10 protein-coding genes are annotated in these 9,785 nt (G+C 38.8%); 9 read left to right on the top strand and 1 reads right to left on the bottom strand.

The annotated features are described in order from the left end of the window. The 4 genes from WDZ40_01385 to mraY form a co-directional block, all read left to right on the top strand. Window positions 1-699, top strand: a 699-nt coding sequence (locus WDZ40_01385) for a HAMP domain-containing sensor histidine kinase (protein MEX0877499.1), incomplete at its 5' end; no start/stop codon positions are given. A gap of 4 nt (window positions 700-703) precedes the next feature. Then, complete coding sequence (gene aspS, locus WDZ40_01380; GenBank protein MEX0877498.1) at window positions 704-2,116, top strand: aspartate--tRNA ligase; 1,413 nt, start codon at window positions 704-706, stop codon at window positions 2,114-2,116. After that, the gene (locus tag WDZ40_01375) at window positions 2,097-3,242 is read left to right on the top strand and encodes a serine hydrolase (GenBank protein MEX0877497.1); all 1,146 of its coding nucleotides are present in this window, start codon (window positions 2,097-2,099) and stop codon (window positions 3,240-3,242) included. Before aspS ends, WDZ40_01375 begins: the two co-directional genes overlap by 20 nt. A 290-nt stretch (window positions 3,243-3,532) precedes the next feature. Then, a complete protein-coding gene (gene mraY, locus WDZ40_01370) occupies window positions 3,533-4,579 on the top strand; it encodes a phospho-N-acetylmuramoyl-pentapeptide-transferase (GenBank protein ID MEX0877496.1) in 1,047 nt (348 codons plus the stop codon). 68 nt (window positions 4,580-4,647) lie between these two features. Here the strand turns inward: mraY and WDZ40_01365 are convergent, their stop codons facing one another. Beyond that, the gene (locus WDZ40_01365; protein ID MEX0877495.1) at window positions 4,648-5,427 is read right to left on the bottom strand and encodes a helix-turn-helix domain-containing protein; all 780 of its coding nucleotides are present in this window, start codon (window positions 5,425-5,427) and stop codon (window positions 4,648-4,650) included. Window positions 5,428-5,585: 158 nt separating this feature from the next. On the opposite strand from WDZ40_01365, the gene WDZ40_01360 reads away from it, so the two are divergent. The 5 genes from WDZ40_01360 to ftsW all read left to right on the top strand — a co-directional run bounded on the left by WDZ40_01360 (window position 5,586) and on the right by ftsW (window position 9,784). After that, on the top strand, window positions 5,586-5,978 hold the full coding sequence (locus WDZ40_01360; protein MEX0877494.1) for a hypothetical protein: 393 nt from the start codon (window positions 5,586-5,588) through the stop codon (window positions 5,976-5,978). Next, the gene (locus WDZ40_01355) at window positions 5,978-6,256 is read left to right on the top strand and encodes a hypothetical protein (GenBank protein MEX0877493.1); all 279 of its coding nucleotides are present in this window, start codon (window positions 5,978-5,980) and stop codon (window positions 6,254-6,256) included. Before WDZ40_01360 ends, WDZ40_01355 begins: the two co-directional genes overlap by 1 nt. A 79-nt stretch (window positions 6,257-6,335) precedes the next feature. Continuing rightward, a complete protein-coding gene (murI, locus tag WDZ40_01350) occupies window positions 6,336-7,118 on the top strand; it encodes a glutamate racemase (GenBank protein MEX0877492.1) in 783 nt (260 codons plus the stop codon). Window positions 7,119-7,341: 223 nt separating this feature from the next. After that, window positions 7,342-8,700: a Mur ligase family protein gene (locus WDZ40_01345; GenBank protein ID MEX0877491.1), complete on the top strand. Its 1,359-nt coding sequence runs from the start codon at window positions 7,342-7,344 to the stop codon at window positions 8,698-8,700. Further along, on the top strand, window positions 8,681-9,784 hold the full coding sequence (ftsW, locus tag WDZ40_01340; protein MEX0877490.1) for a putative lipid II flippase FtsW: 1,104 nt from the start codon (window positions 8,681-8,683) through the stop codon (window positions 9,782-9,784). Before WDZ40_01345 ends, ftsW begins: the two co-directional genes overlap by 20 nt. Window position 9,785 lies beyond the last annotated feature (1 nt).

The raw sequence follows: 9,785 nt of genomic DNA, 5'->3' as shown, positions 1-9,785 counted from the left end.
TTTCTTTCTATTGCATCCCATCAGTTACGAACACCGGTCTCCATTTTAAAGGGATATCTTTCCATGTTAAGAGAGGGGAGTTTTGGCAAGTTAAGTGAGAAACAACTCGCAGTGATAAGTAAGGCGTATCGCTCAAATGAAGGAATGCTTGCTCTTATAAATGATTTTCTTAATTTGTCCCGCGCGGAAAAAGGAACCCTTGAATATAGCTTCTTAAGTACGGATATTGTGGAAATGGTAGATGAGATAGTCATAAACTTAAAAACATCTGCCCAGGCAAAAAACATTGAAATCAACTGGAAAAAACCTGAAAAACCTTTATATGTAGAGATGGATGAAAATAAAATATCACAAGTTGTAAGTAACCTTATAGATAACGCTATAAAATACACACCAAATGAGGGCGGAGTTTCTGTGCGTATAGCGCAGGAGGATATTCACAATAAAAAAGTTAGGGTTTATGTAAAAGATAACGGTATTGGAATAGATCCTGGTGAAATTGATTCTATATTTGAAAGTTTTCAAAGGGGAAATAGGGGTAAAAGAGAAAATGCAACAGGCACGGGGCTCGGATTATATGTTGCAAAAATGATTGTTGAAGGGCATAATGGCAGGATATGGGCAGAAAGCGAAGGGGAGGAAGAGGGCAGTACTTTTATTGTAGAACTTCCCTTGAAATTACCTAAGACAAAAGAATAAAAAGATGAAAAACAGAGTAAATATACAAAATATAGCAAATAAAGAGGGTGAAGAAGTGCTTATATCCGGGTGGGTTGACGCACGTCGTGACCATGGCAAGCTCATATTTTTAGATATTCGTGATTCTTCCGGCATTGCCCAGGTAGTCATTACTCCAAAAAATGAAGAGGCGTACGAGGCTGCAAAAAACGTTCGGGACGAATGGGTGGTTTCAGTAACAGGAGTAGTCAAAAAAAGACCAGACAACATGGTGAATCCGGATACAGAAACCGGTACTGTAGAGATTCCCGCTGAAGAATTTACAGTACTAAACAAAGCCGAAACTTTACCATTTCCTATAGACTCTGATGGCTATGACATATCAGAAGAATTACGCCTTAAATACAGATACTTAGACCTAAGGCGAAAAAGAGTTAATGAAAACATTAAACTACGATCCGAACTTATAAGACGAGCTCGCGATTTTTTGTTTGAAAAGGGGTTTACCGAAATAGAAACTCCGCTCCTGACAAAATCTACTCCTGAAGGTGCCAGAGATTTCCTGGTACCGGCGCGCCTTCAACCCGGAAAATTTTTCGCCCTACCGCAATCACCACAGCAGTACAAGCAACTACTTATGGTGGCGGGTTTTGAAAAATACTTTCAAATTGCCCGTGCCGTCCGAGACGAGGATTTAAGAGCGGACCGCGGTTTTGAACATACGCAAATAGACATTGAGGTAAGTTTTGTTGAAAGAGATGAGGTTATGGCTTTAAACGAAGAGATGATTACAACTGTTTTTAAATCTATGGGACAAAAAATAAAGGAGGAGCCTTTTCCTGTCTTCACTTACGAAGAAGCGATGGAAAAGTTTGGACAAGACCGTTTTGATCTCAGGAGTGAAGAGGATAAAAAAAATAATGTGCTTGCATTCGCCTGGGTTGTGGACTTTCCTTTTTTTGAAAAAGACGGAGATGGAAACTGGACATTTACACATAATCCGTTTTCTCAGCCCAAGGAAGAATTTCTTAAAGATGTTCACGATGGGAAAAATATTGAGAGTATACTTACAACCCAGTACGACCTTGTATGCAACGGATATGAGGTTGGAGGAGGCAGCATAAGGGCGCATCAACCCGAAGTGCTTAAAGCGGTACTGAAAATTATGGGGTATACAGAAGAAAGCGCTAAAGAAGATTTTGGGCACATGCTTGAGGCTTTTAGTTACGGCGCGCCGCCACACGGGGGAATTGCCTATGGCGTTGAACGCCTTCTTATGATATTAAGAAATGAAGAATATCTGCGCGAAGTTCAGGCGTTTCCCCAAACAGGCTCGGGAAGAACTTCTGTTATGGACGCGCCCAGTAGTGTCGGAAAAAAACAGCTTAAAGAATTAGGTATAGATATAATAAAAAAGGATGAAAATAAAAAAGATTAATTCGCCCTTGGTGAATAAAGTACTAAAACAACTTAAAGATAAGAACCCAAAGGTATTGGGTATTTTAGGGGTAGTTGTTTCTATTCCGGTACTTGTATCTTTAGTATTTTTTTACGGAAATCTAAACTTTAATGACTTATTCGCTTCTTTAACATTCCAAGATGCGGAAAATACGGAATTAGAAAATACAAATACACAGAAAAATTCAGAGTTTCGGTTAAAACTTATACCTCAGGATGAATTTTTAAAACAGTACAATCCAAAACCTGCATTGTTGCCAAAACCTATACAAATGAATGCCACGCTTTCAGGATTTTTGAGAAGCAATCCGGCAATGGAACTTTTACCTACAAGGAACTGGGCTATTCCATTTGAAGATATAGATGCCGCCTCAGCACTGGCCATAGAAATGCCCACAAGGAGAATACTGTACGGGAAAGATGTTTTTACAGTGCGGCCAATAGCAAGTATAACAAAACTCGCAACAGCTCTAACTGCGTATGAAAGCATGAGTCTTGATGAGGTCGTTACGATATCACAAAGCGCGATAAGAACAGAGGGAGCTGCAGGGGGATTAGTTGTAGGAGAAAAGCTTACGGTAGAACAATTATTATACGCTCTACTACTTGAATCAAGCAATGATGCCAGCGTAGCATTACTTGAACATTACAATGAAACAAAATCTGAAGGTTCTCTTGATTTTATTTCCCTCATGAACCACAAAATGCGGAAATTAGATATTTCAGACACTTACTTTGAAGAACCAACAGGCTTGAGTCCGCAAAATATTTCCTCAGCAAACAGTATTGCAAAAATACTTTATACTGTTTCCCAAAACGAAAAACTTGCATCAATAATGGCTTCTTCATCCTATGCCACACAGACACAAGGTAAAGAGATGGTGCACTATTGGATTAACTTAAACACTCTGCTTGAGGCATACGAGGGAGTAATAGGGGGAAAAACAGGATATACAGAAGAAGCCGGTCCTTCAATGAGTATTGTCTTACGGACACCCAACGAATCCCGTTACCTTATGGTTGTTGTCTTAAATGCATCAGACAGAGTTCAAGAGACAACCAGACTACTTAAATGGGTAAAGAAGGCATATATTTGGGAGGAATAAGCTCGCCTTGCCTGCCTGTGCGTGAACGCATGCAGACAGGCCTGCCTGCATGCCAATCGGCATGTAAACCGGCAGGCAGGCTCACTTTTAGCTTTCAACTATTAGCTGTCAGCTTCCAGCTTTAAAAACCAATTCCGCCTACGGCGCAATACAATAAGCTAACAAGCTAAAAGCTATTTTGTGAGGCGGAGCGAATCCCGACGCTATCAAAATCTTTGATTTTGTTATAGCGTCGAGGATCCACGATACCGCAAGCGAATCAAAGATTCGGGCGGTATCGGGATAAAAACATGCTTGAACTTAACACTCTTCAATTGGTGCGTGTCCTAAGTCTTGCCGGTATTGCTTTCATGCTTACAATACTGTGGACTCCGGCACTGACACACTTTCTATATAAATACAAATTAGGAAAACGAATCCGTAAAGACGCAAACGCGCCTATTTTTATGGAGCTTCACCAACACAAAGAAGGAACGCCTACAATGGGTGGTATTTTAATATGGGGGACGGTTTTTGTTATGCTTATATTTTTTTGGGGAATAGATAAATTTTTTCCCGACTCCCTGCTTGCACCCTTTAATTTTTTAAACAGAGGCCAAACTTATCTTCCGCTTGCGGCTTTCTTTACCGCGGCTTTAATAGGGCTTGCGGATGATCTTTTAGGGATTTTTAAAATAGGTCCCAAAGGAGGGGGGATACGAATGAGGCAACGACTCCTTTTATATACAGCAATAGCTATTTTGGGAGCATGGTGGTTTTATTTCAAACTTGAATGGACAGAGATACATGTTCCTTTTGTCGGGGATTTTAATATTGGTCTTTGGTATATACCGTTTTTCATGCTTGTACTTGTAGCAACAGCTTTTAGTACAAATGAAGCAGACGGATTAGACGGCCTGGCGGGAGGTCTTTTGATGATGGCTTTCGCAAGTTATGGCGTACTGGCATTTATGGGGAGTAGTTATGACCTGGCTGCCTTTGTTGCTATAATCATAGGCTCTCTGCTTGCTTTTTTGTGGTTCAATGTTCCGCCGGCGCGATTTTTTATGGGAGACACAGGTTCAATGTCGCTGGGGGTAACACTGGGGATAATAGCATTATTGACCGACCAGGCACTTCTCCTTCTTATAGTAGGGTTTCTGCTTGTTGTAGAATCTCTTTCTGTTATAGTGCAGCTCTTTTGGAAAAAAGTTTTTAAGAAAAAGCTTTTTCTTTCAACACCTATACACCATCACTTTCAGGCAATTGGCTGGCCTGAGCATAAAATAGTTATGAGATTTTGGATAATGGCGGCAGTAAGTGCCGGTCTGGGTATCATAATAGGCTTAGTTGGTTAAACACGACAAGCGATTGTCGTGTTTAAAAAAACATTCCCACACTCTATATAGAGTGTGGGAATGTTTTTTTAAACCTTTGCTGTATCCATTGGGCGACTTATTGTCCAAAGGAGGTCAAAAATCTGTTGATACGTCTCACGCAGGGTTCTGCTTTCTATAACCAGTGACAACCCTTCTTGCTTTGTTGTAAATATGACTACTGTATCGTCCCAAAACATAATAGAGGAGCGAAATGTAAGTTCTCGCGGCAGGAATTTTGCCTCGCGCAATTCACGCTTGTGCGTTACTTTTGAATAGTTTTTTATCTCATGCTCTTCAATGCGCAAACTTTTCAAATGCACGCCTTTTTCAAGGCGCCTTTTTGTAAAATGATAGCTTTCACCCATAATTTTTTGAAAATCACCCGCTGACATTATCTCATAAATAGTTTTATCTTTCGCCTCAAGCGCCTGATTTAAAATATCGGCAATACTTTCTCTAAAATAAACCTTGACTTTCGCTGCACCCATATTTTCGCTTTGCAAATTCTTCAGTAAAGGAATCACAGCTGATATTTCTTTCTGCTGTTGCGACAACACCTCTTTTAGCGCGGCTGGGTCTTTAGCCATATACCTTCTGCGCGATCTAACAAAAGTTGTTTCCACAAGCCCGGCCTCAGAAAGGCGTTTTAAAATTGACTGCACTGTTGTCAAAGGCAGCCCCACTATGCGCGATAGGGGAGTAAGCGTGATTTTACCAACTCCCAAAAGCTCAAGATAAACATTTTGCTCATTGTCGTTAAGGCCGAAAAGCGATAATGCTTCCTGTATTTCTTTTTTCTCATTTGCGTTTATGCTTGATATATCCATAATTTTACTATCATTTTCGTAGTAATTAATGTCATTTATTTACTTAATGTAAAGCATTTCTATATTTTTGTACAGTATTTTTACGAAAAATTATTGATTTATTTGCAATGTTTTAGCAAAATGTAAATATAAGTTATTTGACAAACAAAGGAGACAATATGTTTGCAGTAACAGAGGTGATTTTTTATACAGAGCTTTGGATAGGTCAAATTGAATATGATAAATATACCTACAGCCGTGGAAAAACAAAGCAGAGTGAAAAGTACGGCCCTTTCAACACGGAAGAGGAAGCGGAAGAAAAAAAGGGGGAACTTCAGAAACTATATAAAAATAAAACTAATATAGGTGGGGAGGTTGAAATTCATGTATACGAAAAGGAAGTAACTTTCTTTGAAGCAGATAATTTAAGATCCCTCTATGGGAAAGTAGAAAACCTTTGGCGAAGAGGAAGGACGTGGGGAGACGAATTGCGTCATGACATTAAAAAACTGGAAGCAGAACTTGAAAGGAAAAGACAAGAGCTTAACCGTACAGACAAAGGAGGCAGATAATGAACTATCTGATCGAAATACATTTTTATGTAAAACTTACAATAGATCGCATCTATCACGATAGTCCTAATATTGGATTATATGAAACAAAACGCGTGCGAGAAGAATCTTTTGGACCCTTTGATGCGCACGAAGAAGCAGAAGAAAAAAGAGGTGAGCTTATTAAAGAAGGGTATCGGTCTAATGTTTCCCGAGATGTATATATTGAGATTATAGAAAAAGAAATAACAAGAAAACCCCTACTTCCAACCGGATGGCGTGAACTTGAGCCCAGGTAACTTAAATAGCACCTTTACCCCTCGAATATTTCGGGGGGTTTTTGTTTATATTAAGCGCCATATACTATATACTGGAGGTATGACCGCTATAGGTATTTATGATTCAGGCATCGGAGGGATTTCTATTTATAACTCTGTAAAAAACCTTCTGCCCAATGAAGATTATATTTATGTTGCTGACAAAAAATATTTTCCCTATGGATTGCGGGATACAGAAACTATACACAAAAGAGGGGACAGGATTGTTTCATGGTTTAAACAACAAAATGTAAAACTTATTATTATTGCATGCAACACTTCTACTGTTTCGGCTTTAGAATATTTGCGCCAATTGCACCCTGATATACCCATAGTAGGTACGGTTCCGGTGATAAAGACGTGCGCCAAATTCACAAAAACCGGAAAAATAGGCGTACTGTGCACACCTCAAACAGCTGAAAGCCCGTATCAGGCAGAGCTCATAGAAAAATTTGCATCGGACAAAGAAGTCTATGTAATTGCATGTCCTAACTTAGTGGAAGAAATAGAAACTGGTAATTTTAAAGAAAGTTCTGCCGCTCTTTCAAAACCACTAAGCATACTTCTTTCAAAAGATGTGGATACATTAGCTCTTGGCTGCACTCATTTTCCACTCATTACAGAGACAATTAAAATAATTACGGGCAAAAAAATAAAGGTGCTTGACTCGGGTGATGCCATAGCGCGTCAGACAAAAAAAGTCTTAAAAGCAAACAAATCCTTAAATAATAGTAATAAAAAAGGACAGACGCTTTTTTACACAACCGCAAAGAGTCAAAATTTTGATATAATAGCTAGTAGATATGCCGGATACAAAATAAAATCCGAATCTATTTTAATATAACACTCCTTAGAGGATATGCACTCTTATTCAGATATGATAATCGCTATGGGAAATATAAATCCTACTTATTTTGTGAAGTAAATTGGGAGAAATAGCTCAAAAGCCCTGAAGAGACAGTTCTAAATCTCATCCTTACATCTCATACCAGGGGGGGGGGTAGTTTTCGCAAAAACTTTAGTTCAGGAAAGATAAAAAATGTTGCGGGTGAGATTCTTGCAAAGTCATGATTTTTAAAAATAAAAACATTACCCTTATGGGTTTAGGTCTGCTTGGAGGGGGCGTGGAAGACGCCCTGTTTTTTATTAAACATGGAGCAAAACTAACAATAACCGACTTGCGAGAAGAGGTAGAACTCAGGCCCTCCATAGAAAAAATAAACAAAACACTAAAGACATCTGGTGTGCCCGTAAAATGGGTTCTGGGGAAACACAGAACAAAAGATTTTATTGATGCTGATATGATACTAAAAAATCCCGGAGTACCCAATAATTCAAAGTACCTGGAAATTGCAAGAAAAAATAATATTCCGATATATTCTTCCGCGGAAATACTTTTTGAAATAGCAGACACAAATAAACTTATAGGCGTTACAGGCACAAAAGGAAAATCTTCAACTACGGGGGTAATATACGAGATTCTTAAAATAAAAGACCCGAATGCTTACATTGCGGGAATGCCCGGTGTTTCTTTGTTAAAATACGCGGATAAAGCCACCCGCAACTGGGGTGTCGTTGAGCTTTCAAGCTGGCAACTTGAGAATATTAATTCAAGTAAAAAATCTCCCCACATAGCCATTATAACAAACATAGAAGAAGATCATCTAAATCGCCACGGCAGCATGGAAAAATACACAGAAGCAAAGAAAAATATATTTAAATTTCAAACGACATCCGATTTTTTGATACTTCCAAAAACTTTAAAAAATATAGGAAAAGATACGCCATCACAGGTAATTATTTCCTCGCCGGCAGATGTGGAGAATAAATACTCGCAAATAACGCACAGAGAAAACATAAGCATGGCCCTAAAAGTATCTAAAATATTAGGTATAGACAAAAAGCAGGCTCTTGAAAAAATAAAAAACTTTAAAGGACTACCGGGGCGATTAGAGCTTATTGCCAAAATACAGAACATAAAAATATATAATGACACAACAGCAACAAATCCCTTTGCCACACTGCGTTCCGTTGAAAATTTTAAGGGTGAAAAAGTCGCTTTAATATCCGGGGGGGAGGATAAGGATCTGGATTACAAAAAATTTGGAACAAAAATAAAAAACCTGCACTTTGTGGTTTTGTTACCGGGAACAGCAAGTGATAAAATAGAATCAGAGATCAGTAAGCAGAAAATCCCTATGTCGCCTTCGGCGACCGAGATCCCGGCCAAAGGCCTAGGGACATGGAACAAAAATTTTCAAAAAGTTGAAAATTTAGAGAAAGCATTAAAGGCTTGCATGGATTCTAACCCTGAAATTGTTCTTTTTTCACCGGCGGCTGCAAGTTTTAATATGTTCAAAAACGAATTTGAACGCGGTGAAAAATTTGTTCAAGAAGTGAAAAAATATGCCAAAAAGAAAAAATAAACAACCCGACAAAGTGCTCCTGTTTACATTTGGGGCAATTGTAATTATAGGTATAATTGCTCTTCTTTCAGCTTCAGCCGGAGAAAGTAACAGAAATTTTAAAAATATTTATGAGTACTTTGTTCATCAATTTACATACGGATTTATAATAGGCGGTATAATGTGTTTTGTTATGTATAAATTTCCGTATAAAAAACTGGAAAAATTAGCTTTACCTATTTTTTTACTCTCCGTATTTGCAATGATGCTTATATTTGTTCCGGGATTAGGACTGGAAATAGGAGGAGCAAAAAGATGGCTAAATCTTGGGTTCGCCACGTTTCAACCCTCTGAATTAATAAAGCTTGCTTTTATAATATATTTTAGCGCATGGCTGGCATCGCATATTAAAGAGGTGCGTAGCGCAAAAAGTTTTATCCCATTTATTGTTCTTTTAGGAAGCATGGGGCTTCTCTTAATGCTCCAGCCCGATTTAAGCACACTTGGGATAGTTGTAGCAATTGCGGGAGCTATGTACTTCACAGCGGGTGCTAAAATAAAAGAGATGGTGGCAATTGGGGGTATAGGAGTTGCTGCTTTGTATCTATTTGTTAAAATATCCCCATACCGCGTAAATCGCGTAAAAACCCTTCTTGATCCAAGAACAGACCCTTTTGGCATAGGGTACCAGATAAACCAAATACTAATAGCCGTAGGCTCAGGGCAAATCTGGGGAGCGGGACCTTTTCAGGGTACTCAGAAAAACTTTCTGCCTCTTGCCATGAACGACTCAATTTTTGCTGTATGGGCTGAAGAGACCGGCTTTATAGGAGCGGCTATCGTTATACTTCTTTTTACGATTATTGCATGGCGCGGTATGCGTATTGCAAGTAGTGCAAACACTGATTTTGCTAAATTTGCGGCAGCCGGAATAACAACATGGCTTTTCGTACAAGCAGTTATAAACATAGGAGCAATGATAGGTATCGTACCTCTTACAGGAGTTACGTTGCCGTTAATAAGTTACGGAAGTTCATCATTAATAATTACACTAATGGCGGTAGGGTTATTGTTGCAACTTTCTAAAGAAGTTAATAAATCATAAA

The organism is Candidatus Spechtbacterales bacterium (assembly GCA_040879145.1).
In the GTDB taxonomy this organism is placed as follows: Bacteria; Patescibacteriota; Minisyncoccia; order Spechtbacterales; family 2-12-FULL-38-22; genus JAWVZY01.
The sequence above is the reverse complement of the archived record's forward strand: the minus strand, read 5'-3'. Positions and strand labels throughout refer to the sequence as shown.